This is a genomic window from Leifsonia sp. 2TAF2 (assembly GCF_052115085.1).
GTDB lineage: Bacteria > Actinomycetota > Actinomycetes > Actinomycetales > Microbacteriaceae > Leifsonia.
Genome location: NZ_JBFRFY010000001.1, coordinates 1,849,568 through 1,876,464, shown reverse-complemented (window position 1 = coordinate 1,876,464; position 26,897 = coordinate 1,849,568). Strand labels below are relative to the sequence as shown.

The window sequence follows — 26,897 nt, the reverse complement described above, 5'->3', positions numbered from 1 at the left end:
ACCCGTCGGGTCGCGCCCCGAACCGAAAGAGGCCGGAGCATGACGATGACCCCCGAGCAGGCCGGCTGGTTCTCCGGAGTGTTCGAGCGCCTCGTCGGGAACATCGACCGGGTGCTCCTCGGCAAGACCCACGTGATCCGGCTGGCGCTCACCGCTCTCTTCAGCGAGGGCCACCTGCTCCTGGAAGACTTTCCGGGAACCGGAAAGACGTCGCTCGCCCGCGCCATCGCGGAGAGCGTCCGGGGGACGACGAACCGCGTCCAGTTCACCCCGGATCTCCTTCCGGGTGACATCACCGGCGTGAACATCTACGACCAGCGCTCGGGCGCCTTCGAGTTCCACCGCGGCCCCGTGTTCGCGAACATCGTGCTCGCCGACGAGATCAACCGCGCGAGCCCGAAGACGCAGTCCGCCCTCCTCGAGGTGATGGAGGAGCAGCAGGTCACGGTCGACGGCGTGCGGCATTCGGTCGGGGCTCCGTTCATGGTGATCGCGACGCAGAACCCGATCGAGCAGGCCGGCACGTATCGGCTTCCGGAGGCTCAGCTGGACCGCTTCCTGATGAAGGCGTCGATCGGCTACCCGGACCACGAGGCGACCCTGCGCATCCTGGAGGGCTCGGAGCGCAAGGCGCACGAGGTCGTCGTTCCGGAGGTCATCTCGGCGTCCACGGTGGTTGAGATGGGCACGATGGCGCGCGGCGTCCACGTCGACCCGACGATCAACGACTACGTGTCGCGGCTGGTCGAGGCGACCCGAACGGCCGACGAGATCCGTCTCGGCGTCAGCGTGCGCGGCGCCCTCGCGCTGCTGCGCGCCTCGAAGACGATGGCCGCCGCCTCCGGCCGCTACTACGTGACGCCCGACGATGTGAAGGCTCTCGCCGAGCCCGTGCTCGCCCACCGCCTGGTGCTCGACCCGGAGGCCGAGTTCGAGGGCGTCAGCGCGTCCAGCGTCATCGGCCAGCTCCTCATCGAGACCCCGCCGCCGAGCGATCGGGCCGCCGTGTGACCACCGTCACCCGTTCGCAGACCGAGCTGACCAACGCGCGAGCCCGGATCGTCGGCGAGCGCGAAGGCTTCCTCGCGGATGCGATCGTCTGGGTGGTCCGCACGTCCGCCACCGCCGGGCGTGCGATCGCCGTGGTCGCTCGGCGCGTCAGTGCGGTCGTCACCGCGCTCGGCTGGTCGATGCTGGTGCTGGCCGCGCTCGCGTTGACCGCGGGCTATGTCTGGAACTGGGTGGAGGCGGTGGTCGCGGGCTGGACGGCGCTCGCCCTCCTCGTCGTGGCGTCCGGCTACCTGATCGGCCGCACCGCCTACGAGGTGGGACTGTCGCTGCCCGCGAACCGCGTGGTGGTCGGCGACCGGGCACCGGGGGAGGTGTCGGTGCGCAATCCGTTGCGGCGGAGACTGCCGGGCGTGCGCGTCGAGGTCCCCGTCGGTCACGGGCTCGCGGAGTTCGCGGCGCCGTCGCTCTCCTCCGGCGAGGAGCATTCCGACGTCTTCGTCGTGCCGACGACCCGTCGGGGGATCGTCCCCATCGGCCCGGTGCGGACCGTCCGCGCCGACCCCATCGGGCTGCTGCGCCGGGAGGTCGTCTGGGCCGAATCGCTCGACCTGTTCGTGCATCCCCGGACCATCGCCATCCCGAGCATGAGCACCGGTTTCGTCCGCGACCTCGAGGGCTCGCCGACCCGTGACCTGACCTCGAGCGACATCGCCTTCCACGCGCTTCGCGAATACGTGCCCGGCGACGAACGGCGCTACATCCACTGGAAGTCGACCGCGAAGACCGGCAGCTACATGGTGCGGCAGTTCGAGGAGACCCGGCGCAGCCACCTGCTCGTCGCGTTGAGCCTCTCGGCGGCCGACTACGCGACGGAGGAGGAGTTCGAGCTGGCCGTCAGCGTAGCCGGTTCCCTCGGGGTGAGGGCGATGCTCGACTCCCGTACCGTTTCGGTCGTCGCCAGCGCCGAGACACCGGAGTTCGCCAAGCGGATGGTGTTCAGCGCCCGCCGCCTCAGCACGGTGAACCGCGGCAGACTCCTGGACGACCTGGCCGGGGTGGAGACGGCGGAGTCGGCCCTGCGCCTCGCCGAGCTGGCGCGTGTGGCGTCGGAGGATTCAGCCGGAATCTCGATCGCCTTCCTGGTCTGCGGATCCACCCCGACGGCAGCTCAGCTCCGTGCAGCGGCCGCGCACTTCCCGCTCGGCGTCGATGTCGTGTCCATCGTCTGCGACGAAGGCGCCGTGCCCTCTCTCCGTCGCGTCTCCGATCTCAGCGTGCTGACCATCGGGTACCTGGAGGACCTGCACCGCAGCCTGGCGAAGCGGATGGCGACCTGATGACCGCCCGTCGCTCCCTCTACGCCCTCATCGACGTCGCCTTCGCCCTGGTCGCGGTCGCACTCGGCGCGTGGGCCTTCTGGCCGGTGTACCAGTCGCCCGAGTTCGTCCTGATGCTGGTTGCGACGCTGGTCGCCGGCACCGCCGTCGCCGTGCTCGGCTGGGCGTTCCGCCTGCCCAGCATCGCGGTCGCCGGGATGATCGTGGCTGTCTACCTGGCGCTGGGCGTGCAACTCGCAGTGCCGTCGGAGGCGGCGGCCGGGGGCCTCCTCCCCAGCGGGCCGGGCTTCGCCGACCTGGTGGAGGGGACCTGGCTGAGCTGGAAGCAGCTGGTCACGATCAGCGTCCCCGTGGGGTCGTACCAGGCGCTCCTGGTTCCCGCGTTCATCCTGACCCTGATCGCCACGGTGCTGACGGTGACGATCGCGCTGCGCTCGTCACGGCCGGAGCTTGCTGCAGTGCCGCCGGTTGTGCTGCTCGTCGCCGGAATCCTGCTCGGATCGTCTGTCGCCTCCGTGCCGCTGGTCCTGCTGTTCGCGCTGTTCGTGGTGCTCCTGGCCTGGCTGATCCGGTTCCGCCTCGTGCGGCGGGCGGCATCCATCCGGTCGCTGCGGGAGCAGAGCGGCCTCCTCATCGAGTCGCGCAGCGAGCGCAGGTCGACCGCGCTGCTGACGACGGCCGGCGCCACGGTGATGCTCGTCGCCGCAGCCGCGGCAGGGATCGCCGCCGCCGCACTCATCCCGCCGCAGGGGGACAGGCAGGTGGTCAGGACGGCGGTGGAGCAGCCGTTCGACCCGCGCGAGTACGCGAGCCCTCTGAGCGGCTTCCGCTCCTACCTGGAGCCCGCCAAGGCGGAGGACGCGATGCTCACCGTCACGGGGCTTCCCGCCGACCGCCGCCTGCGGATCGCGACCCTCGACACCTACGACGGTGTGACCTACGCCGTCGGCAGCGGCGAGGTGACGAGCGCATCCGGCTCCTTCACTCGCGTGCCGTACCGCATCGACCAAAGCCGGACGACTGGGAAACAGGCCACGACCACCGTGGTGGTCCGCGGCTACCGCGGTCCGTGGCTGCCGGGAGCCGGCCAACTGGAGCAGGTCAGCTTCGGCGGGCCGGACGCGGGACGGCTGGCCGGCGCGTTCTTCTACAACGACGTGACGGGGACGGGCGCGGTCACGACCTCGCTGCGCAGCGGCGACACCTACACCCAGGAGACGGTGGTCAAGCCGATGCTGTCGGTGGACCGGCTCGAGAAGGTGCAGCCGGGCACGGACTCGGTCCCGCGTCCGACCGTGATCCCGGATGAGCTCCAGTCGGTGCTGCAGAAGTACACGGCGGGAGTCTCCGGCGCCGGCCCGAAGCTCGCCGCCGCGCTGCGGGGTCTCGCTCAGGACGGCTACATCAGTCACGGAATCGGGCCGAACGAGCCGGCCAGCCGCTCCGGCCACGGAGCCGACCGCATCACCGAGCTGCTCACCGACGTTCCGATGCTGGGCGACCAGGAGCAGTACGCGGTCACCGCAGCCCTGATGGCGCGGCAGCTGGGCTTCCCCGCGCGCGTCGTCGTCGGCTTCGTGGCACCGGAGGACGTCACGGGCTCGGACCTGACCTTCGTCGGCTCGGACATCTCCGCCTGGATCGAAGTGCAGACCACCTCTGGCTGGGTCACCGTCGACCCGACGCCGCCCATCCGCCCCGTACCGCCGAAACAGCCGGAGCAGCCGACCCAGATCTCGCGCCCTCAGACGAATGTGCAACCACCCGTCGACGAGAACCCGCAGCGAAACGACGAACCGCCGCAGGCGCAGGTGGACCCGGCGAACCAGCCGCAGCCGAACCCCGTGCTCGAGACACTGCTCGCCGTGCTCGTGATCGTCGGGTGGACGCTGCTCATCCTGGCGCTGGTCTCCTCTCCGTTCCTCGCGGTGCTGGCGGCGAAATGGCGGCGTCGCGCGCTTCGGCGGTCGGCCTCGACGGCACGGGAGCGGATCGTCGGAGGCTGGCGCGAGTTCGCCGATGCGGCCGTCGACCACGGCTACGATCCGCCGCCCGCCGCCACCCGCGTGGAGTTCGCCGACACCATCGGCGGATCGCGGGCGAACGCCCTGGCGAAGGTCGCCGACCGGGCCACGTTCAGCGGCGTTGCCCCGACGCCGGCCGAGGCGGAATCCGTCTGGCTGGCGGTCGACGCCCTGCGCGCGCAGCTCGCCAAACGCGACACGCGGTGGAAGCGGCTGCTCGCGGCGGTCTCGCTGCGATCGCTCGGCTACCGTGGGAGACGGAACGGAAAGGGAAGGGACCGATGAACTGTCGCGTGTGCGGTGCGGAGCTGGCCGAGGGCACTCTGTTCTGCCCGATGTGCGGCAGCTCGGTCACATCGTCCCGGGTGCGGGAGCCGGAGCTCGCGGATCCCCGCCCGTCCGACACCTCGATCATCTCCGACCGCATCGCCGAGCGGCCCCCGGCTCCCGCCATCGCGGGCCGTTTCCCGGATGCGTTCGAGCTGGATGAGGACGGCCTGCCGCCGACGCAGGCGATGACGATCATCCCCGTCGAGAAGGCACCGCCCGCGCAGAAGGCGCGACGCTCTTACACGCTCAGCTTCTCGACCGGCGACGTCGTCGAGGTCACCGGCTCCGGGCTGGTGGGCCGCCGGCCGATCACGCAGCCGGGGGAGCACGTCGACCAGGTGGTGGTCGTGTCAGACCCGGGTCGGAGCGTGTCGAAGACGCACCTCGAGTTCGGTCTCGAGGGCGACGAGCTGTGGATCTGCGACCGTTACTCCGGAAACGGCACCATCGCGCATCCCCTCGGCGGTGTGGCGCGCCAGTGCGAGGCCGGCCGCCGCTACCGCGTCACGCGAGGCACCCGCGTAGAAATCGGCGACCACTGGTTCGACGTCTCCTAACCTCCCGCCCCCAAGCAAACAGCTCCGGAGTTTTTCGTGCGACACGCGGTGTGTCGGCGGAAAAACTACGGAGCTGTTCGCTTGGGGAGCGCTGGGCGCGGCTAGGCGAGAGCGCTTTCCACCGAGACGGCGTCGATGCCGTGGGCGGCGGCCACTCCAGCGTTCGTCACTCGGCCGTCGAACACGTTGAGTCCGAGGGCGAGGGATGCGTCGGCGCGCAGCGCCTCCTGCCAGCCGCGGTTGGCGATGGCCCGCGCGTACGGGAGCGTGGCGTTCGTCAGCGCGTAGGTGGAGGTGTGCGGCACGGCGCCCGGCATGTTGGCGACGCAGTAGAACACCGACTGGTGCACCGTGAAGGTGGGGTCGGCGTGCGTCGTGGGGTGGGAGTCCTCGAAGCAGCCGCCCTGGTCGACCGCGATGTCGACGAGCACGCTTCCCGCCTTCATGCGCGACACCAGTTCGTTGGTGACGAGCTTCGGCGCCTTCGCACCCGGGACCAGCACCGAGCCGATCACCAGGTCGGAGGCGACGACCGCCTTGTCGATCTCGAAACTGTTCGACGCGATCGTCTTGATCCGTCCCGCGTAGAGGGCGTCGAGCTCCCGGAGGCGCTGGATGTTCGTGTCCAGCACGGTGACCTCCGCGCCGAGTCCGACGGCGACCGAGATCGCGTTGGTGCCCGCGACGCCGCCGCCGAGCACGGTGACGACGGCCGGATGGGTGCCCGGTACACCAGGGACGAGGAGGCCGGGCCCGCCGTTGGGCTTCAGCATCGTGTTGGCTCCGACGATGGGCGCGAGGCGACCGGCGACCTCACTCATGGGAGCGAGGAGGGGGAGCGCCCGGGTCGGCAGCTGCACGGTCTCGTACGCGATGGCGGTGACGCCGCTCTGGATGAGGGCGCGGGTGAGCGCTTCGTCGGCGGCGAGGTGCAGGTAGGTGAACAGCACGAGGCCGCGACGGAAGTAGCCGTACTCGCTCTCGATCGGCTCCTTCACCTTGAGGATGAGCTCCCCGGCCTCCCAGGTGGCGGCCGCATCCGGCAGGATGGTCGCGCCGGCATTCGCGTACAGCTCGTCGGGGATGGAGGAGCCGACTCCGGCGCCGGTCTCGACGAAGACCTCGTGGCCCGCGCCGACCAGGTCGTGCACGCCGGCCGGCGTGATCGCCACCCGGAACTCGTTGTTCTTGATCTCGCGGGGGATCGCGACCTTCATGGGGCTCCTTCGACACTCGACGTGATGGTTCGCTCTCACCATAGCGGGGTTCACGGAGGATTTCGACTGCGTTTCGGGTATTCGAATGCTGATTTCGCGGGTGGATGCGCGCTCCGCAGACGGTTTCCGCAGCGTTCAAGCGCGCGCAGGCACCCGCTCCCGACCGCGCGACGGCAGAACGTCCAGTCTGCGGTTTCCCGGGCGAATCGACCGATCGGGAACGGATTTCGTAAAGATTGTGTTTCCGAATGGACGATCCGGCCCTTTTCTGCTGCGGATCGCAACTCTTCTGTGTCAGGATCGGGTCCACCGCGACGGCACGAGGACGTGCCGCCCGAAGCGCCGTCGCCCGTGGTCCGTGTTCGATCCCCCGAGGAGCACCACTGTGAAACCGAGCAACCTTCCGCAAGACCCGATGATCCGCCAGCTCGTCCAGTCCGCTCGGGCGTCGCAGCTCACCCGACGTGGTCTCCTCGCCGGTGCGACCGCCGGTGCCGCAGCGATGGCCCTGGCCGCGTGTTCGACCGGGGGAGCGTCGAGCAAGCCGACCGCCGCGAAGGACCAGTCCTCCAGCGACAAGACCCTGACCTGGGCCAACTGGCAGGCCTACCTCGACCAGGATGACGCCGGGAAGTATCCGACGCTCGAAGCTTTCGAGAAGCAGAGCGGCATCAAGGTCAAGTACGACGTCGCGGTCGACGACAACAACACCTACTACGCCAAGGTGAAGGACCAGCTCGCCCTCGGCAAGGACATCGGCGCCGACACCGTGTGCCTCACCGACTGGATGATCGCCCGCTGGATCCGCCTGGGCTACGTCCAGTCGTTCGAGGAGTCGGCCATCCCGAACAAGAAGAACCTCGTCGCGAACCTCCAGGACGTCGATTTCGACCCCGGACGCAAGAAGTCGCTCCCGTGGCAGAGCGGTTTCGCCGGCATCTGCTGGAACAAGGAGAAGCTGCCGAAGGGCCTCAAGTCGATCGACGACCTGTGGAAGCCCGAGCTCAAGGGCAAGGTCGGTGTGCTCAGCGAGATGCGCGACACCATGGGGCTGATCATGCTGCAGCAGGGAGTGGACATCTCCAAGAAGTTCAGCGAGGCCGACTTCAACAAGGCCATCGACACCATCACCAAAGAGGTGAATGACGGCCAGATCCGCAACATCAAGGGCAACTCGTACCTGAACGACCTGAAGTCGGGCGACACGCTGGCCGCCATCTGCTGGTCCGGCGACATCACGCAGTTGAACGCCGAGGCCGGCGACAACTGGCAGTTCGCCATCCCGGAGGCGGGAGGCACGCTGTGGAGCGACAACTTCGTCATCCCCATCGGGTCGTCGCGCAAGGCGAACGCCGAGAAGCTGATCGACTACTACTACCAGCCGGAGGTCGCCGCCGAGGTGGCGGCGTGGGTGAACTACATCACCCCGGTCCAGGGCGCCAAGGAGGCGGCCACGAAGATCGACCCGGAGCTCGCCGACAACCAGCTGATCTTCCCGGACGATGAGACCCTGAGCAAGGTCAAGATCTTCGCCTCGCTCACACCCGCCGAGGAACAGAAGTACCAGGCGGCGTTCCAGAAGGTGATCCTGGGGGCCTGATGGCAAAGGGAGTATTCGCCGAGTCCGGCGCAGACCTGCGACTCGACGGCATCAAGAAGAGGTTCCCCGGGTTCACCGCGATCGAACAGCTGGACATCGTCATCCCGGCCGGGTCGTTCTTCGCGCTGCTCGGTCCGAGTGGCTGCGGCAAGACGACCACCCTGCGTCTCGTCGCAGGACTCGAGGAGCCGACCGAGGGTCGCATCCTTATCGGCGGTGAGGATGTCACGCGCACCAAGCCGTTCCAGCGCCCGGTGAACACCGTGTTCCAGAGCTACGCGCTCTTCCCGCACATGACGGTGCTGGAGAACGTCGCGTTCGGCCTGCGCCGGCGCCGCATCGGCGACCCGATCGCGAAGGCGCACGAAGCGCTGCGGCTCGTGGAGCTCGACCACCTGGCCTCCCGTCGGCCCGCCTCGCTGTCCGGCGGCCAGCAGCAGCGCGTCGCGCTCGCCCGGGCGGTCGTCAACCGGCCCGCCCTCCTCCTCCTCGACGAGCCGCTCGGCGCGCTGGACCTCAAGCTCCGCCGGCAGATGCAGCTGGAGCTGAAGTCCATCCAGACCGAGGTCGGGCTGACCTTCGTGCACGTCACCCACGACCAGGAGGAGGCCATGACCATGGCCGACACCGTCGCGGTGATGAACAAGGGCCGGATCGAGCAGATGGGGTCGCCGGAGATCCTGTACGAGCTCCCGTCGACGGTATTCGTGGCGAACTTCCTCGGACAGTCGAACCTCTTCGCCGGCCCGGTTCAGGAGTCGGGGGACGAGACGATCGGCGTGGATGTCGGCGGCTCGCGCATCCAGGTGCCGAGGGCGCGGGCGAAGCGCACCAGCGGCTTCGTCACGGTCGGCGTGCGGCCCGAGAAGCTGACGCTGCACGAGACGCCCGCGACCATCCCGTCCGGTGCCAACCGGCTGGGGCCGGGGCGCGTGACGGATGTGTCGTTCAGCGGCGTGAGCACGCAGTACCTGGTGGATGTGCCGGGGCTCGGGACCGTCGTCGTCTTCGCGCAGAACATGGCCAGCGGCCCGGTCGCCTCGCTCGGCGCCGACGTCTGGGTGTCGTGGGACGCATCCCACACCTTCGTCCTCGCCGACGAGCCGCCCGCCGACGGCCGGTTCTCCGACGACGCCGACACGCAGGCGCTGGCAGCCCAGGCGCGCGAGCGGATGCTGACGGAGCTGGAGGAGGCATAGTGGCCCTCGCCGCGTTCACGGGCGCTCCGCCGACCCAGGATCAGGAGCCCGTCGCCCGCCGAAAGAGCGGCATCGCGCTCGTCCTGCTCCTCCCGGGCGTGCTCTACCTCGTCCTCTTCTTCCTCACGCCGCTGATCTCGCTGATCATCACGTCGTTCCAGGCGCCGGTTGTGGACGGCGACATCGGCCAGTACCAGGCCGCGTTCCAATGGAGCAACTACACCGACTCGCTCGCCGAGTACTGGCCGCAGATCCTCCGCTCCTTCGCCTACGCGCTGATCGCGACGGCCGCGGCGCTGCTGATCAGCTACCCGCTGGCATATTTCATCGGCGTGAAGATGCGCGGACGGCCGCTGGTGCAGAACCTGCTGATGACCCTGGTCATCGCGCCGTTCTTCATCAGCTTCCTGCTGCGGACCCTGGCGTGGAAGGCCATCCTGAGCGACGACGGCTGGATCGCCAGCTCGCTGAAGGCGCTCTCCATCCTCCCGCCGGACGCCCATATCACCGGGACGCCGTTCTCGGTGATCTTCGGACTGACGTACAACTTCATCCCCTTCATGTGCCTGCCGCTGTACTCGACGCTGGAACGGCTCGACACCAGGCTCTTGGAGGCAGGACAGGATCTGTACGCGAGCCCGTGGACCACCTTCCGCAAGGTGACCATCCCGCTCTCCATGCCCGGGATCGTGTCGGGGACGCTGCTGACGTTCATCCCGGCGGCCGGTGACTACATCAACGCCTCGCAGGACTTCCTCGGCGCCGCCGACACCTCGATGATCGGTAACGTCATCGAGAGCAACTTCCTGGTGCTCCAGAACTATCCGACGGCCGCGGCGATGTCCGTCGTGCTGATGGCCGTCATCCTCGTCATCGTCGGCGCGTACGTGCGGCGGAGTGGGACGGAGGAGCTGCTGTGACCACCATGATCACGCCCACCGACACCACCACGCCGCCGTCTGCGGTCAAGGGCAGGCGCCGGTACAAGGGGATCGGACTGGGCGTCTACGCGTTCCTCGCGCTGGCCTTCCTGCTCATCCCCATCGTCTACACCTTCGTCTTCTCGTTCAACGACGCGATCAAGAACAACATCGCCTGGCGTGGGTTCACGCTGCACAACTGGACGAACGTGTGCGATGCCGTGGGCATCTGCGACGCGTTCATGGCGAGCATCATCATCGGCATCATCTCCACGGTGATCGCCACCGTGCTCGGCACGATGATCGCGATCGCGCTGATGCGCTACCGGTTCCGGCTGCGGTCGCAGACCAGCCTGCTGCTGTTCCTGCCGATGGCGAGCCCGGAGGTGGTGCTCGGTGCGGGTCTCGCCGCGCAGTTCCTCAGCCTCGGCGTCAACAAGGGCTTCCTGACGATCATCATCGCGCACGTCATGTTCTGCATCAGCTTCGTGGTCGTGACAGTGAAGGCGCGCGTCGCGTCCCTCGATCCGGCGCTGGAAGAGGCGGGCCGCGACCTGTACGGGTCGCCGAACGCGGTGTTCTGGCGGATCACGTTCCCGCTGCTGCTCCCCGGAATCGCGTCGGCGGCGCTGCTGTCGTTCTCGCTCAGCTTCGACGACTTCATCATCACGAACTTCAACGCCGGAGCCGTCACCACGTTCCCGATGTACATCTACATCGCTGCGTCGCGCGGCATCCCGGCCCAGGCGAACGTGATCGCGTCGGCCGTCTTCATCCTGACGATCCTCGTGGTCCTGGTCTCGCAGATCACCGCCGCAGCCCGCGCGAAACGCCTAGCCCGCCAATAGCCCCGCCCCGACCCGCCCCCAAACCAACAGCTCCTGAGTTTTTCGCCCGAATCGCCGCAATGGCGAGGAGAAACTCAGGAGCTGTTGGCCTGTGCGGTCAGACGTAGGAGGCGCGGATGGCGCCGACGGGAGCACCGCGGCCGAGCACGGCGAGGTCGAGCTTCGGAGCGACCCGGTCGACGTCGTCGTGGCTCAGCGCGCCAGCGTCGGCCAGCAGCCGCAGGGCCACGATCGTGGCGGCGCGGAGGCTCCCGTCGAGCACCTTGAGCGTCACTGTGGTGCCGTCCGGAGCCGCCATCACCATGACGCCCTCGGCGCCGCCCTTCGCGAACACGCCGAGCTCATCGATGACGACAGTGTTGGCGCGCCCCGGTCCGTCGATCGCCCAGCCGTCGGCCAGCACCGCGTTCTTCAGCAGCGCGGCGTTGCGGAACAGCGCGAACGGCGACCCCTCGGACGCCGTCGCGATCCGCTGGATGCCGCGGGCCAGCGCGAGCAGCGACATCGCGTGCACCGGCGCACCGCATCCATCGATCCCCGTCGCCACGACCTTCTCGCCGGTGAGGCGCTCGACGGTGTCGCGGATGTGCTGCTGCACGGGATGCGTCGGGTCGAGGTAGCTCTCGGTCGGCCAGCCGTTCACGCGGCAGGCGAGCAGCATTGCGGCGTGCTTGCCCGAGCAGTTCATGAACACGGGATGCTTGTGCTCGCCCGCGCGGACCAGCTCGTCGCGGGCCGCCGTGTCGAGCGGCCAGTCGGGCGGGCAGCCGAGGGCGTCCTCGGTCAGCTGCGCCTGGGCGAGCAGCTTGCGGACGACCGAGAGGTGCGCCGGGGTGCCGGCGTGGCTGGCGGTCGCGAGCACCGCGCTGGCGCCCTCGAGCGGGACTCCGGCCCCCATGACGGCGACCGCCTGGAACGGCTTCATGCTCGACCGCGGGAACACCGGCTGGTCGGGCGCGCCGATGCTGCGCACGACGATGCCGTCCGGCCCGAGCACCACGGCGGATCCGGCGTGCCGCGACTCGACGAACCCGCTGCGCTCGACGACGGCCAGCTCGACCGAGTCGTCGACCGAGAACGTTTCGGCGGTCATCGCGTTCTGTGCGCTCACAGCGCCGCGATGGCGTCGTCGATCACCGACACGGCGTCGGCGATGAGCTCGTCGGACACGGCGAGGCTCGGGAGGAAGCGGAGCACGTTGCCCCAGGTGCCGGCGTTGAGGAAGAGGATGCCCTGCTGGGCGGCCGCCGCGACGATCGCGTTGACGGCCTCCGGGTTGGGTTCCTTCGTCGTCTGGCCGGTGCCGGGCTTCACGAGCTCGACCGCGATCATGGCACCGATGCCGCGCACGTCGCCGATGATGTCGTACTTCTCCTGCAGCTTCACCAGCGCCGGCTTCAGAGCGTTCTCGATCCGGCGGGCCTGCGCGAGCAGGTCGTTGCGCTCGATGGTCTCGAAGACCGCGATCGCGGCTGCTGCGGCGACCGGATTGCCGCCGAAGGTGCCGCCGAGGCCGCCCGGCTGAGCGGAATCCATGATTTCGGCCCGGCCCGTGACCGCGGCGAGGGGGAGGCCGCCGGCGATGCCCTTGGCGCTGAGCACGAGGTCCGGGACGACGCCGAAGTGCTCGCTCGCGTACAGCGCGCCGGTGCGCGCCATCCCGCTCTGGATCTCATCCGCGATGAAGACGACGCCGTTGGCCGTGCACCACTCCTGCAGTGCGGCGAGGTAGCCCTCGGCGGGAACGATGAAGCCCCCCTCGCCCTGAATCGGCTCGGCGACGAGGCACGCGAGGTCTGTGGCGCCGACGACCTTCTCGAGGTACGCGATGGTGCGGGCGGCCGCCTCTTCGCCGCTGAGGCCGTCGCGGTACGGGTACGAGTTCGGCGCGTGGTAGACGTCGCCCGCGAACGGACCGAACCCGGTCGCGTACGGCATCGCCTTGTAGTTCATGGCCATCGTCAGGTTCGTGCGTCCGTGATAGGCGTGGTCGAGCACGGCGACGGCGCGACGGCCGGTGTACTTGCGCGCGATCTTGACGCCGTTCTCGACGGCCTCGGCGCCCGAGTTCACGAGGACGGTCTTCTTGGCGAAGTCGCCGGGGGTGTGCTGCGCGAGCAACTCGGCGACGCGCACGTACTCCTCGTAGGGCGTGATCGTGAAGAGCGTGTGGATGACGTCCTGCAGCTGACCGGCGGCGGCTTCGACGACCGCGGTCTCCGTGTGGCCGACCGTGGTGACCCCGATTCCTGCGCCGAAGTCGACGAACTGGTTGCCGTCCACATCCACCAGGATCGCGCCGTTCGCGCGGGCGATGTACACCGGCAGTGCGGACGACACGCCGGTCGGCACGACGGCCAGGCGGCGCTGGTGCAGTTCCTGCGATTTCGGGCCGGGGATGGCGGTCACGATGCGGCGTTCTTGTGGAACGGAGAAGACGGGCGCGGGGGTGCTCACGGTGTCAGTCATGGTCATCCGAGTCTAGCGGCGGTGCGAGAATCGAGGCATGAAGCTCGAGCACGCGTACGCGATCGACCTGCAGTGGACCGGCAACCGCGGGACGGGCACCAGCGGCTACAAGGACTACGGCCGCGACATGGTCGTGAGCGCCCCCGACAAGCATCCGATCGAGGGGTCCGCCGACCGGCCCTTCTTCGGCGACCGCGACCGCTGGAACCCGGAGGAGCTGCTGCTCGCGGCCCTCGCGCAGTGCCACATGCTCAGCTACCTGGCGGAGGCGGCGAACGCCGGAGTCGTCGTCGTGGGCTACACGGATGCGGCGACCGGCACGATGGAGCAGACCCGCGACGGCGGCGGTCACTTCACCGAGGTGACGCTGCACCCGCGCGTGACGCTGGCGGACCCGGCTCAGCGTGAGCTGGCCGCATCCCTCCACAAGCCGGCCTCGGAGAAGTGCTTCATCGCCTCGAGCGTGAACTTCCCCGTCCGCCACGCTCCTGAGCTGCTCACCCTCGCCTGACCTTCTGGTCGGGATGGACAGGCGCGGGTCAGGCGCAGCCGAGGCGGGGCGCCGTTGAGGACGCGGGCGCAGCGGTCTGCGGTGGCTCCGCAGCGGCCCAGCGCTGGATCGCGGCACGCCAGCGGTCGTCTCGGCTGAGCGGCGGAGGCTGCTCGACCCCAGAGTCACGCTGCGCTCGGACGAGGGCGGCATCGCGCTCGCGCTCGGCGAGGTCGTTCACGGACATGGACCAGAAGAACAGCGGATGCATGATAACTACCTATCTGCTTTGACTGGTTACAGCCTACCAGTAACCCGCTAATGAGTTACAATGGTTACATGCGTACGAATGGGCCCGAACTCGGGGCCGAGCTGCTGGTGGACTTCCTGAACACCCTCGACGTCGAAGACGACGTCGATCAGCTCGCCGACGACGACGGCCACGCCCGCTGGGCGCACGAGCACAACCTGGAGCCCGGCGACCGGATCGCCGCCGTGCAGGCCCGCGACGCGCTTCGCGAGATCGTCGACGGCATCCCCGCCGAGCTGCCCGAACTGGCGCTGCCGGTGACCGCCGTACCCGGATCCGTCGCACTCGGAGCCCGGACCGCGGCCGACGCCGCGGTCGCCAGCGCCGTGGTGCTCAGCCTCCAGGGCAAGCTCGGCCGTGTGAAGCTGTGCGGGGGAGAGGACTGTCGCTGGGCGTTCTACGACGCCTCGCGCAACGGCTCCCGCCAGTGGTGCAGCATGGAGGTCTGCGGCAACCGGCAGAAGGCCCGCACCTACCGCGCGAAGGAACGCCCCGCCTCCTGAGCCGGGGCTCGGAAGACCGCGTCAGAGGCGCTCGGGGCGGAACGCGCGCTTGACCCGCTCCACCGCGTTCGCGGGCGGCGTCTCGTTGTAGACGCCGGCGAGCTCCTGGCCCGTGAGGTTGTGGATGGCCGCCATGATCGCGTCCGTCGCCTGACGCCGTGCGCGTCCCGACTCGGGCGGCCCGAAGTGGGAGAGGTCGATCGGCTCGCCGAACGTCACTGTGATCCGGTGGGGCTTGGGGAACTTCGCACCGACCGGCTGCATCTGATCCGTGCCGACCAGCCCGACCGGGATGACGACCGCACCGGTGGTCAGGGCGAGCCAGCCGATCCCGGTCCGCCCTCTGTACAGGCGGCCGTCGAGCGACCGGGTCCCCTCGGGGTAGAGCGCGAACGCCGCACCCGTCTCAATGATCTTGCGGGACTGGTCGAGCGCCTCCTGAGCCGCCGCACCTGCGCCACGCTTGACGCCGACAGCTCCGATCGAGGTGAAGAAGGAGCGAGAGACGCGTCCCTTCAGCCCGGTGCCCTCGAAGTAGCTCGACTTCGCGAGGAACTGGACGCGTCGGGGCGCCGTCATCGGAATGACCACTGAGTCGATGAACGACAGGTGATTGCTCGCCAGGATGACCTTGCCGTGCTTCGGGACGTTGCGCTTCCCGATCACGCGCGGGCGGTAGACCAGTTTGAGGACGGGCGCCATGAGCACGCGGCCGAGGTAGTACGGCACGCCGGGTCTCTTCACCGAGGCCGCACCATCGTCGGGGTCGTCGATGCTCACGTTTCGAGGGTAGGCGGGGTCGTATGCCGGTTCCGGCATGGATGCGCGCGAGTCGCGTCCCGACGCAGAGTCACGGCTTGAGCGGCGTCCCCTGCGGGCAGCCGAACCCCGACCGGTACACCATGCAGTCCTCGACGAACCCCGTGTACCGCACGGCCAGTGGCGTCCCGAACCAGGCGGAGTAGAGCCGCGAGAAGTTGAGGTTGCCGTAGGCCGCGCAGTCACCGCCTTCGCCCTTCGGCGCCTTCAGGGTCGCGTCGTTCGGCTGGTAGGGCGTGTAGTTGTACAGGTTCGCGGTCGCCTGGTTGAGGATCGTCACCGTGCTCGCGCCGCAGGTCGCATCCGGGTGGTACTGGATGCTGTTCGCGCCGACCTTGTACCGCCAGTCGCCGGGGTGCACGGTGTACTCGCGGAACTGCCACGCCGCCCGGTAGACCTGGTTGAAGAAGCCGAAGTAGCGGGCGTCGCAGGCGGCGGTGTCGGGGCACGCGTAGCCGGTGGCCTTCTGATAGCCGGATGCGCTCGGCGCGGTCAACAGCGACTGCTCCTTCTGCAGGAGCACGAGCAGCACGCGCGGACTGATCGTGCAGGCTTTCGCCACGCGCGCGATGATGCTGCTGGCCCGCTCGCCCTTCTTCGCGGGCATCGCCGCGCACCGCTCCTTCGACGCCGGCTGGGCGGGCGAGTCCATCCGGAAGTCGGACAGGCAGGGCGAGTCGTCCTTCGGCCGGCAGCTGCGATCGTCCAGGAAGTGCTGGATCTGGCCCGCGGTCATCGCGTCAGGGTTGAAGAAGCTGTCGTCGCTGATGATGTAGCCCGGGTAGAACGGCGTGGGCGACTCGGCGACCGCTGCCGCAGGCACCAGCGCGAGTGCCGCCGCCACGGCGGACGCCGCGGCGAGCAGGCGCAGGCGGGGGAGCCGCATTGCCACCATCCTTCTTTGCTGCTGTCACCGACCGCCCCGAGCGGAGGCCCTGCGACCCTAGCGATCGATTCTGAGCAGAGCGCCGGAAACGGCGGGGAATCAGCCCAGACGGCCGAGGGCCTCTTCGAGCACTGTGGCCGCGTCGTCGATGAGCTCTTCGCTGATGACGACCGACGGCAGCAGGCGCAGCACGCTGTCCCAACTTCCCGCGTCGAGCGGGATGACGCCGTTGCGGGTCGCGTGTTGCAGCACAGCGGTCAGCGCCTCGGGATTGGGCTTCTTCGTGCCGGGGACCACCAGCTCGATGCCGAACATCGCGCCCTTGCCGCGCACCTCGCCGACGACGGGGAAGCGGTCGGCCCAGTCGCCGATCCGCGCCCACAGCGCCTTCTCGACGCGCCGTGCCTCGGCGAGGAGGTCCTCCTGCTCGAACGCCTCGAACACCGCGAGGGCCGCCGCCGTCGAGACGGGGTTGCCACCGAAGGTGCCTCCGATGCCACCGGGCTGGACCGCATCCATGATTTCGGCACGGCCGGTCACCGCCGCGAGCGGGAAGCCGCCGGCGATGCCCTTGGCGCTGGTGACGAGGTCCGGAACGACCCCGTGGTGCTCGATCGAGTACCACGTGCCGGTGCGGCCGATGCCGGCCTGGATCTCGTCGGCGACGAAGACGATGCCGTTCTCGGCGCAGAACTCGGCCAGGCGGGCGAAGTAGCCGGGCGCCGGGATGATGATCCCGCCGTCGCCCTGGATCGGCTCAACGAACAGCGCGGCCAGCTCGGTCGCCCCGATGTGGGTGCGGATGTAGTCGATGGTCCGCTCGGCGGCCTCCTCGCCGGTCATCCCCTCGGGGTCGCGGAACGGGTAGCTGATCGGGAGGCTGTAGATCTCACCGGGGAACGGGCCCATCCCGGCGCGCTCCGGCCAGGGCCGGTACGTCATGGCCATCGTGAGGTTCGTGCGGCCGTGGAAGGCGTGGTCGAGGGTCGCGATGGCGCGGCGTCCGGTGTACTTCCGGGCGATCTTGACGGCGTTCTCGACCGCCTCCGCGCCCGAGTTGACCAGGATGCTGCGCTTCTCGAAGTCGCCGGGCGTGATCTCGGCCAGCTTCTCGGCGACGGCGACGTAGTTCTCGTACGGCGTGACGGTGAACAGGGTGTGGGTGAGCTTCGCGGCCTGCTCCGCGGCGGCCGCTGCGACGCCCGGGTGCGCGTGCCCGATCGTGGTGACGCCGATGCCGCAGCCCAGGTCGATGAGCCGATTGCCGTCGACATCCACCAGGATCGCGCCAGAACCGGACTCCATGTAGATGTTCGCCAGTGTTCCCGCGCCGCGACTCACCGCGGCAACGCGGCGCTGCTGCAGTTCCACCGAGAGGGGGCCGGGCAGCTCGGTGACGAGATGGCGGGACTGGGGCACGGAGAATTCGCGGGTCATGAATCCATCGTATGCGGCGCATCCAGCGTTCCCCTGACCGGCGCTCAGCTTGGGCAGAGGCGGATAGGGCAGGATGGTCGACCGTGCGTACCTCTCTCAAGGCCCTGACCGCAACCGCAGCGGCGGCCCTCCTCGTCTCCGGACTCGCCGCGTGCAGCTCCGCCGCGCCGGCCGCCACGTCGACTCCCGCCGCGAACGCCTGCCAGAACGTGAAGTCGGGCGCCACCTCGAAGGCGGTCACGGTGACCGGCGACTACCGCGCGGCCCCGAAGGTGGCCTTCAAGGCACCGCTGAAGGCGACAGATGTGGAGCGCACCGTCGTCATCAAGGGCGACGGCGCCGAGGCGAAGGGCGGGTCGAGCGTGGACATCGCGCTGGCCGCCTACAACGGCACCACCGGCAAGGAGTTGACCTCCGCGCAGGGCTTCGACGGCTCGGCGCCCGCGACGGTCCAGGTCGACGACAAGGCGTTCGTGCCCGGTCTCGTGCGCGCCGTCGAGTGCCTGTCGGTGGGCTCCCGCGTCGTGCTGACCGCGCCCGCGAAGGACGCTTTCGGCAACCAGGACCTCTCCCAGCTCGGACTCACCACCAAGGACAGCGTCGTGTTGGTCGCGGACGTCGTCGACCTGCCGCCGACCCGCGCAAACGGAAAGGCGGTCACTCCGCCCGCCGGCTTCCCCACGGTGAAGCTCAACGCCAAGACCGGCGAGCCCGCCATCACCATCCCGAAGGCGGACCCGCCGACGGAGACCAAGATCGCCGTGCTCAAGCAGGGCGACGGGGAGACGGTGCAGGCCACGGACACGGTGACGATCCAGTACAAGGGCGTCCTGTGGAGGACCGGCAGCGTCTTCGATGCGACGTGGACTCGCGGTGCGCCCTACACGAACACCGCCTCCGGCTTCGTGCCGGGATTCACCAAGGCGCTGGTCGGCCAGAAGGTCGGCTCCCAGGTGATCGCGGTCATCCCGCCTGCGGACGGCTACGGCAGCGCCGGCAACGGGGACATCAAGGGGACCGACACCATGGTCTTCGTCGTCGACATCCTGAAGGCCACGCACTAACAGCCGTTCTGGCCGCAATTGAATTACTTGTATTTCCGTTATCCATACTGATACTGCGCTCCAGCGAGCGCGGTGGATTAGTGGAGGAAATATGAAGAAGAAGTTCGGTGCGGTACTCGTCCTGGCAGCGGTGCTCACGTTGACGACGCCGCTCACTGCGAACGCCGCGATCGCGTGGACAGCGCCTGGATGCACCTCCACGGGAGTGTGCATGAAGCGCGGTGACGGCACGCCGATCGGCTACGACGGAACGGGGTCGCTCACGATCACCCAGGGGAGTATCCGATCCGTCGCAGCGGGGAACCGATCGACGACAGTGACACTCTCCACGGGAACCAAGTACGTGGTTCAAGCAACGACGATGATCACGTTCCCGAACGGCCTGCAAACAGTCAAATCGATTTCCCGATGACATTCGCCTCAGCGGGTCGCGTGCCGCCCCCCCTGACAAGCGCAGCCGCGGTCGGCACCCCGCTGCGTACGATGGCTTCGTGCGCAGAGTCATCATCCTCGGGTCCACCGGCTCCATCGGTACGCAGGCGCTGGATGTGGTCGCGGCGAATCCGGACCGGTTCCGTGTCGTCGGGCTGAGTGCCGGGCGCAACGCGGACGAGCTCGCCGCGCAGGCGGAACGCTTCGGGGTGGTCGATACTGCGCTCGGCGCCGACGACTCCGAACTGCTGGTGCGGTCGGTCGAAGCGGATGTGGTGCTCAACGGGATCACCGGCTCGGTCGGTCTCGGGCCGACGCTCGCGGCGCTGGAGACCGGCGCCCTGTTGGCACTCGCCAACAAGGAGTCGCTGATCGTCGGTGGTGGCCTCGTCAAGCGTGCGGCCGCGCCTGGGCAGATCGTGCCTGTCGACTCGGAGCATTCCGCCATCGCTCAGGCGCTCCGCTCCGGGGCGCCCTCGGAGGTCCGGCGGCTCGTCCTCACCGCGTCCGGCGGCCCGTTCCGCGGCCGTTCCCGGGAGTCCCTGGGCGAGGTCACCCCGCAGCAGGCGCTCGCGCATCCCACCTGGGACATGGGCCTCGTGGTCACCACCAACTCCTCGACCCTGGTCAACAAGGGCCTGGAGGTGATCGAGGCGCACCTGCTTTTCGACGTGCCCTACGACCGGATCGAGGTGACGGTGCACCCCCAGTCCGTCATCCACTCGATGGTGGAGTTCGTGGACGGCTCGACGATCGCCCAGGCGTCGCCGCCCGATATGCGGCTTCCGATCTCGCTCGGTCTCGGCTGGCCGGACCGCGTGCCCGACGTCGGCACGCCGCTGGACTGGACGACGGCGCACACCTGGACCTTCGAGCCGCTCGACACCGACGCATTCCCGGCGGTCGCGCTCGCAAAGCGCGTTGGACTTGCCGCCGGCACCTACCCGGCCGTGTTCAACGCCGCGAACGAACAGGCGGTCGCCGCGTTCCACGCCGGCGCGATCGGCTACCTCGACATCCTCACGACCGTGGAGCGCGTAGTCGACGCGCACGTGCCGGCAGGCGAACTGACCAGGGAGTCGCTGGCGGAGTCGGAGCGCTGGGCACGCTCTAAGGCCGACGCCCTCATCGCCGGGTAAGACCACGGCTCGCGCATAGCCGCCATAGAGGTCGTTCGCGGCCTCCTCGCAGGCGTCCGCCAGTACTCTGAAGCCGTGGAATCCGTGCTCCTCTTCGTCCTCGGCGTCGTCATCATCCTGATCGGCGTCGCTGTGTCGATCGCGCTGCACGAAGTGGGGCACCTGGTGCCCGCGAAGCTCTTCGGCGTCAAAGTGACGCAGTACATGATCGGGTTCGGCAAGACGCTCTTCTCGTTCCGCCGCGGCGAGACCGAGTACGGCGTGAAGGCGATCCCGCTCGGCGGCTATATCTCCATGATCGGGATGTTCCCCCCGGGCAAGGAGGGCGGACGCGGCCGCAACGCGACCACCGGCTTCATGCAGCAGATGGTCCAGGATGCCCGCACGGCGAGCACGGAGACCGTCGCGGTCGGCGAGGAGGAGCGCACCTTCTACCGGCTCCCCGTATGGAAGCGGATCGTGATCATGTTCGGCGGTCCGTTCATGAACCTGGTGATCGGCGTCGTCCTCTTCGGCGTCCTGCTGATGGGCTTCGGCGCTCCGCAGAGCTCGACGACCGTCGCGACGGTGAGCCAGTGCGTCCTGCCGGCCGGGAGCACCTCCAAGACCTGCCCGGACGACGCTCCGCAGGGTCCGGCCGCCGCGGCGGGCCTCAAGCCCGGCGACACCATCGTCAGCATCGACGGCACCAAAATCAGCAGCTGGGACCAGTCCACCGCCATCATCCGCGAGTCGGCGGGTCGCTCGCTCACTATGGTGATCAGCCGCGGCGACGAGCAGCGCACGGTGCAGCTCACACCGGTCGTCAACAAGGTCGCCAAGACGGACGCCAACGGCGCCGTCGTGAAGAACGCCGACGGCGGCATCGAGACCCTCACGGTCGGCTTCGTCGGCATCGGCCCGGTCGCGAAACTGGTGCCTCAGCCGGCCACCGCCGTACTCCCCGCGGTCGGCGCCCAGACCGGCGCGGTCTTCAACGTGTTCCTGCACCTGCCGCAGCGCATGGTCGACGTCTGGAACGCCGCGTTCGGCTCGGCCGAGCGCGACCCGAACGGACCCATCAGCGTCGTCGGCATCGGCCGGGCGGCGGGGGAGCTGACCGCACTCGACGGCGTCCCCGCGGTCGACAAGGTCTACACGATGATCGGGATGCTGGCCTCGCTCAACATCGCGCTGTTCGTCTTCAACCTCGTGCCGCTGCTGCCTCTCGACGGCGGCCACATCGCCGGCGCCCTCTGGGAGGGGCTGCGCCGCACGTGGGCGAAGATCTTCCGCCGACGCGATCCCGGACCGGTGGACATGGCCAAGCTCATGCCCCTCACCTTCGCCGTCGTGATCGTCCTCGGTGGCATGAGCGTCCTGCTCATGTACGCGGACATCGTGAAGCCGGTCAACCTCTTCGGCTGACCCCTGGCCGGCCTGGGCGATCCGTTGGCGCGCTCACCGGAGGCACCCAGCCGCCTCCCACGGAGCCGCGTAGGATTGAGCCCGTGGCAGCAATCAATCTGGGGATGCCCAAAGTCCCCGAAACCCTCGCACCCCGTCGCAAGTCCCGCCAGATCAAGGTGGGCAAAGTCCTCGTCGGCGGTGACGCTCCTGTCAGCGTCCAGTCGATGACCACGACGCCGACGACCAACATCAACGCCACGCTGCAGCAGATCGCCGAGCTGACCGCATCCGGCTGCGACATCGTCCGCGTCGCCGTGCCCAGCCGTGACGACGCCGAGGCGCTGCCGATCATCGCCAAGAAGAGCCAGATCCCGGTGATCGCCGACATCCACTTCCAGCCGAACTACGTGTACGCCGCGATCGACGCCGGCTGCGCCGCGGTGCGCGTGAACCCGGGCAACATCCGCAAGTTCGACGACCAGGTCGCCGAAATCGCGCGCCGGGCGAAGGCGGCCGACGTCTCCCTCCGCATCGGCGTGAACGCGGGATCGCTCGACCGGCGACTGCTCGAGAAGTACGGCAAGGCCACCCCGGAGGCGCTCGTCGAGTCCGCCGTGTGGGAGGCCAGCCTGTTCGAGGAGCACGACTTCCACGACTTCAAGATCTCGGTCAAGCACAACGACCCCGTCGTCATGGTGAAGGCGTACCGGATGCTCGCTGAGCGCGGCGACTGGCCCCTCCACCTCGGTGTGACCGAGGCCGGCCCGGCGTTCCAGGGCACGATCAAATCGGCGACGGCATTCGGCATCCTTCTCGGCGAAGGCATCGGCGACACCATCCGCGTCTCGCTGTCGGCGCCGCCGGCAGAGGAGGTCAAGGTCGGTCTGCAGATCCTGCAGTCGCTGAACCTGCGCGAGCGCAAGCTCGAGATCGTCTCGTGCCCGAGTTGCGGCCGCGCCCAGGTGGATGTCTACTCGCTGGCGGACAGCGTGACCGAGGGCCTTCAGGGCATGAGCGTGCCGCTCCGTGTCGCCGTCATGGGCTGCGTCGTCAACGGCCCCGGCGAGGCTCGCGAGGCCGACCTCGGCGTCGCGAGCGGAAACGGCAAGGGACAGATCTTCGTCAAGGGCGAGGTCATCAAGACCGTGCCGGAGTCCGAGATCGTCGCGACGCTCATCGCCGAGGCGAACCGTCTCGCCGAGGAGATGGGCGACTCCACCTCCGGCGAGCCGACGGTCAGCGTCGGCGCGCACTGAGATTGGGGCGGCGTGCGCGCTGCCTCGCGTTTTCCGCCCGGTCCTGTTTTCAGGACCGGGCGGTCGCGTTTTCAGGACCGGGCGGTCGCGTTTTCAGGAGTTGGCGGTCCTGTTTTCAGGACTGGGCGTTCCTAGGTACGGGACCGGCACGCTGTCCCGTATTCAGGAGATGTGAGGTCGGTGGGGCTCTGCGGTCCTGAATAGAGGACATGGCTGAACGTGTCCGGCCCCGAGTCCTGAAAACAGGTCCGGGCGCCGGTCCTGAAAACAGGACAAGACGGAGCGCCGCCGAACGGAGGACGCCCAAGCCCTACTGCGCAGGGCAGCTACTCAGGGACGTCCGCGAACGACACGCGTCCCGTCGCGATGTCCGCCGCCGTCAGCCGCAGGCGTACTCGGTCGCCCGGCCCCACGCCGTCCGGGCGGGGCGCCGACGCCGTGACCGCCGGGTCATCGAGTTGGACGAGGATGTTGCCGTTGCGCACGCCGAGCACCGTGGCATCCAGTTCGCTCCCGATCCGGGAGGAGAGGAGGGCCGCCTCCACCCGGTCCACGGCGCCGGCGTCGAGCTGCGCGGCGAGTCGAGAGGAGTTGCCCATGATCGACGGCAGCACGCCGAGCGAGCCGCGCGCCCACTCGGGAACCGGCTCACCGGCGCAGAGAGCCGCGCAGATCACCAGCCCCCAGCGGTCGACTAGTCGGCGGAGCGGCGCCGTGACGTGCGCGTACGGAGCCGCGATGGCGGACTGCTGCGGATCCGTCGGCGCCTCGCCGTCCATCACGACGTAGCCAGCGCCTCGGAAGAGACTGGTTGCGGCCTGCAGCACCGCCGCGGCGCGCGGCTCCGCGTGGTCGAGCAGGCGCAGGTACTCGCCGTACGGCACGCTGTCGGCCCAGGGGAGACCGAGGGCGACGGTCTGCGCGCGAAAGGCGGCGAACGCGTCGGCGCTCGGCGCGGGCATGGTGCGGAGGATGCCGACCCGCGCATCCAGCATCAGCTTGGCGGCCGCCATGCCGGTGAGAAGCGACAGTTGCGCGTTCCACTCCTCGACGGGCAGGGGCGCCCGGCGCTCCAGGGTGTACGCGCCGTCGCGGAAGACCACTTCCTCGTCGGGGGTGTTGAGGCTCGCGCCGCCGCGTTCCCGCTCGCAGGCGATGCGGGCGGTGCCGATCTCGCGCAGCAACGCGAGCTCGGGCGGCGCACTGCCGTCGTCGAGCGCCCGCTGCGCTTCCTCGTAGCTCCATTGGCGGCGGGAGCGGATGCGCGCGCGCGACACGTGGACCGAAGTCTCGTGTCCATCAGCGTCGAGCGCGATGTCCCAGACGAACGCTCCGCGCACCGCGTCGGGCAACAGAGAGCCGGCGTGCTCGCCGATGGCGGAGGGGTGCAGCGGCACCCGCCCGTCGGGGGCGTACAGGGTCTGCCCTCTGCGCCGTGCCTCCGCATCCACCTCGCCGTCGGGCGTCACCAGGGCCGGGACGTCGGCGATGGCGTACCGGACGCGGAAGCCGTCGTCCGTGCGGGACAGATGCAAAGCCTGGTCGAGGTCGGTTGAGCCGGCGGGGTCGATAGTGAGGAACGGAACGTCGGTCAGATCGGCGTCGGGCAGGGGATGCTGCGCGGAGACCGCGTGCGCCTCGGCCTCAACGGGCGCGGGGAAGCCGTCGGGAAGGCCGAGCTCGTGACGCAAGGCCGCCAAGGAGGCGGCGAGCGGGGCCGCCGAGGCGGAGTCGGTGACACGGGTCCGGCGGTCGGGCATGCCGCCACATTAGCCTTCGCGTCCGACGCCCCCGGATCGCGTCCACAGGTTGCCTCTTCCCGTGGTTGTCCACACCGGGCCCGCGCCGAGCATGGAGCCCGGTCGTCGCCCCTTAACATGGAACGGTGCCTACACGCCTCAGCAACTACTTCCTCCGCACCCTCCGTGAAGATCCCTCCGACGCCGAGGTGACCAGCCACCGGCTGCTCGTCCGCGCCGGATACATCCGCCGCCAAGCGCCGGGCATCTTCGCGTGGCTGCCGCTGGGATTGCGGGTGAAGGAGAAGATCGAGCGGATCATCCGCGACGAGATGACGGCGGCGGGCGCGCACGAGGTGCACTTCCCGGCGCTGCTGCCGCGAGAGCCCTACGAGGCGACGGGCCGGTGGGAGGAGTACGGGGACGGCATCTTCCGCCTCCAGGACCGCAAGGGCGCCGACTACCTGCTCGCGCCGACGCATGAGGAGGTGTTCACCCTGCTGGTGAAAGACCTCTATTCGTCTTATAAAGATCTGCCGCTGAGCATCTTCCAGATCCAGGACAAGTACCGCGACGAGGCGCGTCCCCGTGCCGGGCTGCTGCGTGGGCGCGAGTTCACGATGAAGGATGCGTACTCGTTCGACTACACGGACGAGGGGCTCGACGCCAGTTACATGGCGCAGCGCGACGCCTACGAGAGGATCTTCACCCGGCTCGGGCTGTCGTATGTGATCGTCCAGGCCGACGCCGGGGCGATGGGCGGCTCGCGCTCGGAGGAGTTCCTGCACCCGACAGTCGTGGGCGAGGACACGTTCGTCCGTTCGCCCGGCGGCTACGCAGCGAATGTCGAGGCGTTCACGACCGAGGTTCCGCCGACCCGTTCGTACGAGAAGCTGACGCCGCAAGAAGTGCTGGACACGCCGGGCACTCCGACCATCCAGTCGCTCGTCGAACTCGCCAATGAGAAGCACCCGCGGCCGGACGGCCGTGCGTGGGGCGCCGCGGACACGCTCAAGAACGTGGTGCTCGCGCTCACGCACCTCGACGGCACCCGCGAGCTCGTGATCGTCGGTCTGCCCGGCGATCGTGGCGTCGACCTGAAGCGCGCCGAGGTGGCCTTCGCCCCGGCCGAGGTCGAGGCGGCCACGGACGCCGACTTCGCCAAGCACCCCGGGCTTGTGAAGGGCTACATCGGCCCCTGGTCACCGGAGGGTCCCGTGCTGGGCGAAGAGTCGGCGACGGGGATCCGCTACGTCGTCGACCCGCGCGTCGTGGATGGCTCGGGATGGATCACCGGTGCGAACATCGAGGGCAAGCACGTGTTCGGCCTGGTCGCCGGTCGCGACTTCGGCTGGGACGGCGTCGTGGAGGCCGCAGAGGTCAAGGCGGGCGACCCGGCACCGGACGGCTCGGGGCCCGTGGAACTCGCCCGCGGCATGGAGATCGGTCACGTCTTCCAGCTCGGCCGCAAGTACGCGGAAGCGCTCGGACTGAAGGTGCTCGACGAGAACGGCAAGCTCGTCACCGTGACGATGGGATCGTACGGCATCGGCGTCACCCGGATCCTCGCGATCATCGCGGAGGAGAACAACGACGACCGTGGCCTGATCTGGCCCGAATCGGTCTCGCCGTTCGACGTGCACGTGGTCGCGGCGGGTCGGGATGCGGCCGCCTACGAGCTCGCCGAGCAGGTCGTCGCGGAACTGGAGGACGCTCGTCTCGATGTGCTCTACGACGACCGCCCCAAGGTGTCGCCGGGTGTGAAGTTCGGCGACGCCGAGCTGATCGGCGTTCCTCGTGTGCTCGTCATCGGCCGCGGTGCGGCCGAGGGCGAGGTCGAGTTGTGGAACCGTCGCACGGGCGACCGCCGCACCCTTCCGGTCGGCGAGGCGGTAGCAGAGCTCACGGCGTAGTCGGGCCC

At 69.1% G+C, this 26,897-nt stretch carries 24 protein-coding genes; 16 read left to right on the top strand and 8 right to left on the bottom strand.

From position 1 onward, the window contains the following. The first annotated feature begins 39 nt into the window (after positions 1–39). From AB4Z18_RS09055 to AB4Z18_RS09040, 4 genes are read left to right on the top strand one after another with little or no spacing between them, the layout of a single operon-like run. Positions 40–1,011 carry an AAA family ATPase gene (locus tag AB4Z18_RS09055; RefSeq protein WP_441782352.1) on the top strand — a complete coding sequence of 324 codons (972 nt, stop codon included), beginning with the start codon at positions 40–42 and terminating at the stop codon, positions 1,009–1,011. Then, positions 1,008–2,348: a DUF58 domain-containing protein gene (locus AB4Z18_RS09050; protein WP_441782351.1), complete on the top strand. Its 1,341-nt coding sequence runs from the start codon at positions 1,008–1,010 to the stop codon at positions 2,346–2,348. Before AB4Z18_RS09055 ends, AB4Z18_RS09050 begins: the two co-directional genes overlap by 4 nt. Continuing rightward, a complete protein-coding gene (locus tag AB4Z18_RS09045) occupies positions 2,348–4,657 on the top strand; it encodes a transglutaminaseTgpA domain-containing protein (RefSeq protein WP_441782350.1) in 2,310 nt (769 codons plus the stop codon). The genes AB4Z18_RS09050 and AB4Z18_RS09045 overlap by 1 nt, the downstream gene beginning before the upstream one ends. Next, positions 4,654–5,259, top strand: a complete 606-nt coding sequence (locus AB4Z18_RS09040) for a zinc-ribbon domain-containing protein (protein ID WP_441782349.1) — start codon at positions 4,654–4,656, stop codon at positions 5,257–5,259. The genes AB4Z18_RS09045 and AB4Z18_RS09040 overlap by 4 nt, the downstream gene beginning before the upstream one ends. Positions 5,260–5,360: 101 nt before the next feature. Here AB4Z18_RS09040 and ald read toward each other — a convergent pair whose 3' ends face one another. Then, positions 5,361–6,476 carry an alanine dehydrogenase gene (ald, locus tag AB4Z18_RS09035; protein ID WP_441782348.1) on the bottom strand — a complete coding sequence of 372 codons (1,116 nt, stop codon included), beginning with the start codon at positions 6,474–6,476 and terminating at the stop codon, positions 5,361–5,363. 385 nt (positions 6,477–6,861) lie between these two features. Here ald and AB4Z18_RS09030 point away from each other — a divergent pair, with 385 nt between their 5' ends. Genes AB4Z18_RS09030 through AB4Z18_RS09015 form a run of 4 tightly spaced genes read left to right on the top strand, consistent with a single transcriptional unit; the run spans position 6,862 to position 11,043 of the window. Beyond that, a complete protein-coding gene (locus AB4Z18_RS09030; RefSeq protein WP_441782347.1) occupies positions 6,862–8,076 on the top strand; it encodes an ABC transporter substrate-binding protein in 1,215 nt (404 codons plus the stop codon). Then, entirely contained in the window at positions 8,076–9,275 is a 1,200-nt protein-coding gene (locus AB4Z18_RS09025; RefSeq protein ID WP_441782346.1) for an ABC transporter ATP-binding protein, read from the top strand. Before AB4Z18_RS09030 ends, AB4Z18_RS09025 begins: the two co-directional genes overlap by 1 nt. Then, a complete protein-coding gene (locus AB4Z18_RS09020) occupies positions 9,275–10,195 on the top strand; it encodes an ABC transporter permease (protein ID WP_441782345.1) in 921 nt (306 codons plus the stop codon). Before AB4Z18_RS09025 ends, AB4Z18_RS09020 begins: the two co-directional genes overlap by 1 nt. Continuing rightward, positions 10,192–11,043 carry an ABC transporter permease gene (locus AB4Z18_RS09015; protein WP_441782344.1) on the top strand — a complete coding sequence of 284 codons (852 nt, stop codon included), beginning with the start codon at positions 10,192–10,194 and terminating at the stop codon, positions 11,041–11,043. The genes AB4Z18_RS09020 and AB4Z18_RS09015 overlap by 4 nt, the downstream gene beginning before the upstream one ends. A 97-nt stretch (positions 11,044–11,140) precedes the next feature. On the opposite strand, the gene AB4Z18_RS09010 is transcribed toward AB4Z18_RS09015, so the two are convergent. Then, positions 11,141–12,136: an asparaginase gene (locus AB4Z18_RS09010; protein ID WP_441782999.1), complete on the bottom strand. Its 996-nt coding sequence runs from the start codon at positions 12,134–12,136 to the stop codon at positions 11,141–11,143. Positions 12,137–12,150: 14 nt separating this feature from the next. Continuing rightward, a complete protein-coding gene (gabT, locus tag AB4Z18_RS09005) occupies positions 12,151–13,512 on the bottom strand; it encodes a 4-aminobutyrate--2-oxoglutarate transaminase (protein WP_441782343.1) in 1,362 nt (453 codons plus the stop codon). A gap of 37 nt (positions 13,513–13,549) precedes the next feature. Here gabT and AB4Z18_RS09000 point away from each other — a divergent pair, with 37 nt between their 5' ends. Continuing rightward, on the top strand, positions 13,550–14,023 hold the full coding sequence (locus AB4Z18_RS09000) for an OsmC family protein (protein WP_441782342.1): 474 nt from the start codon (positions 13,550–13,552) through the stop codon (positions 14,021–14,023). A 28-nt stretch (positions 14,024–14,051) separates the two neighbouring features. On the opposite strand, the gene AB4Z18_RS08995 is transcribed toward AB4Z18_RS09000, so the two are convergent. Beyond that, complete coding sequence (locus AB4Z18_RS08995; protein ID WP_441782341.1) at positions 14,052–14,273, bottom strand: hypothetical protein; 222 nt, start codon at positions 14,271–14,273, stop codon at positions 14,052–14,054. Between the two features lie 68 nt (positions 14,274–14,341). Here AB4Z18_RS08995 and AB4Z18_RS08990 point away from each other — a divergent pair, with 68 nt between their 5' ends. After that, positions 14,342–14,815: a CGNR zinc finger domain-containing protein gene (locus tag AB4Z18_RS08990; RefSeq protein WP_441782340.1), complete on the top strand. Its 474-nt coding sequence runs from the start codon at positions 14,342–14,344 to the stop codon at positions 14,813–14,815. A gap of 21 nt (positions 14,816–14,836) precedes the next feature. Here AB4Z18_RS08990 and AB4Z18_RS08985 read toward each other — a convergent pair whose 3' ends face one another. The 3 genes from AB4Z18_RS08985 to AB4Z18_RS08975 all read right to left on the bottom strand — a co-directional run bounded on the left by AB4Z18_RS08985 (position 14,837) and on the right by AB4Z18_RS08975 (position 17,957). Then, positions 14,837–15,595, bottom strand: a complete 759-nt coding sequence (locus tag AB4Z18_RS08985; RefSeq protein WP_441782339.1) for a lysophospholipid acyltransferase family protein — start codon at positions 15,593–15,595, stop codon at positions 14,837–14,839. A gap of 70 nt (positions 15,596–15,665) precedes the next feature. Next, entirely contained in the window at positions 15,666–16,520 is an 855-nt protein-coding gene (locus AB4Z18_RS08980) for a hypothetical protein (protein ID WP_441782338.1), read from the bottom strand. A gap of 99 nt (positions 16,521–16,619) precedes the next feature. Then, entirely contained in the window at positions 16,620–17,957 is a 1,338-nt protein-coding gene (locus AB4Z18_RS08975) for an aminotransferase class III-fold pyridoxal phosphate-dependent enzyme (RefSeq protein WP_441782337.1), read from the bottom strand. 83 nt (positions 17,958–18,040) lie between these two features. Here AB4Z18_RS08975 and AB4Z18_RS08970 point away from each other — a divergent pair, with 83 nt between their 5' ends. The 5 genes from AB4Z18_RS08970 (at position 18,041) to ispG (ending at position 23,237) form a co-directional block, all read left to right on the top strand. Further along, complete coding sequence (locus tag AB4Z18_RS08970) at positions 18,041–19,021, top strand: FKBP-type peptidyl-prolyl cis-trans isomerase (protein WP_441782336.1); 981 nt, start codon at positions 18,041–18,043, stop codon at positions 19,019–19,021. A gap of 91 nt (positions 19,022–19,112) precedes the next feature. Then, on the top strand, positions 19,113–19,433 hold the full coding sequence (locus tag AB4Z18_RS08965; RefSeq protein ID WP_441782335.1) for a hypothetical protein: 321 nt from the start codon (positions 19,113–19,115) through the stop codon (positions 19,431–19,433). 79 nt (positions 19,434–19,512) lie between these two features. Further along, complete coding sequence (locus AB4Z18_RS08960; protein ID WP_441782334.1) at positions 19,513–20,592, top strand: 1-deoxy-D-xylulose-5-phosphate reductoisomerase; 1,080 nt, start codon at positions 19,513–19,515, stop codon at positions 20,590–20,592. A 75-nt stretch (positions 20,593–20,667) separates the two neighbouring features. After that, on the top strand, positions 20,668–21,999 hold the full coding sequence (locus tag AB4Z18_RS08955) for a M50 family metallopeptidase (protein WP_441782333.1): 1,332 nt from the start codon (positions 20,668–20,670) through the stop codon (positions 21,997–21,999). Between the two features lie 104 nt (positions 22,000–22,103). Further along, a complete protein-coding gene (gene ispG / locus AB4Z18_RS08950) occupies positions 22,104–23,237 on the top strand; it encodes a flavodoxin-dependent (E)-4-hydroxy-3-methylbut-2-enyl-diphosphate synthase (protein ID WP_441782998.1) in 1,134 nt (377 codons plus the stop codon). A gap of 326 nt (positions 23,238–23,563) precedes the next feature. Here ispG and AB4Z18_RS08945 read toward each other — a convergent pair whose 3' ends face one another. Next, positions 23,564–24,997 carry an RNB domain-containing ribonuclease gene (locus tag AB4Z18_RS08945; RefSeq protein WP_441782332.1) on the bottom strand — a complete coding sequence of 478 codons (1,434 nt, stop codon included), beginning with the start codon at positions 24,995–24,997 and terminating at the stop codon, positions 23,564–23,566. A 125-nt stretch (positions 24,998–25,122) separates the two neighbouring features. Here AB4Z18_RS08945 and AB4Z18_RS08940 point away from each other — a divergent pair, with 125 nt between their 5' ends. After that, on the top strand, positions 25,123–26,889 hold the full coding sequence (locus tag AB4Z18_RS08940; RefSeq protein WP_441782331.1) for a proline--tRNA ligase: 1,767 nt from the start codon (positions 25,123–25,125) through the stop codon (positions 26,887–26,889). The last annotated feature ends 8 nt before the right edge of the window (positions 26,890–26,897 follow it).

Coding starts and splice junctions, on each gene's coding strand:
- AB4Z18_RS09055 (WP_441782352.1), top strand. CDS start 40: ATGACGATGACCCCCGAGCAGGCCGGCTGGTTCTCCGGAGTGTTCGAG.
- AB4Z18_RS09045 (WP_441782350.1), top strand. CDS start 2,348: ATGACCGCCCGTCGCTCCCTCTACGCCCTCATCGACGTCGCCTTCGCC.
- AB4Z18_RS09040 (WP_441782349.1), top strand. CDS start 4,654: ATGAACTGTCGCGTGTGCGGTGCGGAGCTGGCCGAGGGCACTCTGTTC.
- ald (WP_441782348.1), bottom strand. CDS start 6,476: ATGAAGGTCGCGATCCCCCGCGAGATCAAGAACAACGAGTTCCGGGTG.
- AB4Z18_RS09025 (WP_441782346.1), top strand. CDS start 8,076: ATGGCAAAGGGAGTATTCGCCGAGTCCGGCGCAGACCTGCGACTCGAC.
- AB4Z18_RS09010 (WP_441782999.1), bottom strand. CDS start 12,136: ATGACCGCCGAAACGTTCTCGGTCGACGACTCGGTCGAGCTGGCCGTC.
- gabT (WP_441782343.1), bottom strand. CDS start 13,512: ATGACTGACACCGTGAGCACCCCCGCGCCCGTCTTCTCCGTTCCACAA.
- AB4Z18_RS09000 (WP_441782342.1), top strand. CDS start 13,550: ATGAAGCTCGAGCACGCGTACGCGATCGACCTGCAGTGGACCGGCAAC.
- AB4Z18_RS08995 (WP_441782341.1), bottom strand. CDS start 14,273: ATGCATCCGCTGTTCTTCTGGTCCATGTCCGTGAACGACCTCGCCGAG.
- AB4Z18_RS08990 (WP_441782340.1), top strand. CDS start 14,342: ATGCGTACGAATGGGCCCGAACTCGGGGCCGAGCTGCTGGTGGACTTC.
- AB4Z18_RS08980 (WP_441782338.1), bottom strand. CDS start 16,520: ATGCGGCTCCCCCGCCTGCGCCTGCTCGCCGCGGCGTCCGCCGTGGCG.
- AB4Z18_RS08975 (WP_441782337.1), bottom strand. CDS start 17,957: ATGACCCGCGAATTCTCCGTGCCCCAGTCCCGCCATCTCGTCACCGAG.
- AB4Z18_RS08965 (WP_441782335.1), top strand. CDS start 19,113: ATGAAGAAGAAGTTCGGTGCGGTACTCGTCCTGGCAGCGGTGCTCACG.
- ispG (WP_441782998.1), top strand. CDS start 22,104: ATGCCCAAAGTCCCCGAAACCCTCGCACCCCGTCGCAAGTCCCGCCAG.
- AB4Z18_RS08945 (WP_441782332.1), bottom strand. CDS start 24,997: ATGCCCGACCGCCGGACCCGTGTCACCGACTCCGCCTCGGCGGCCCCG.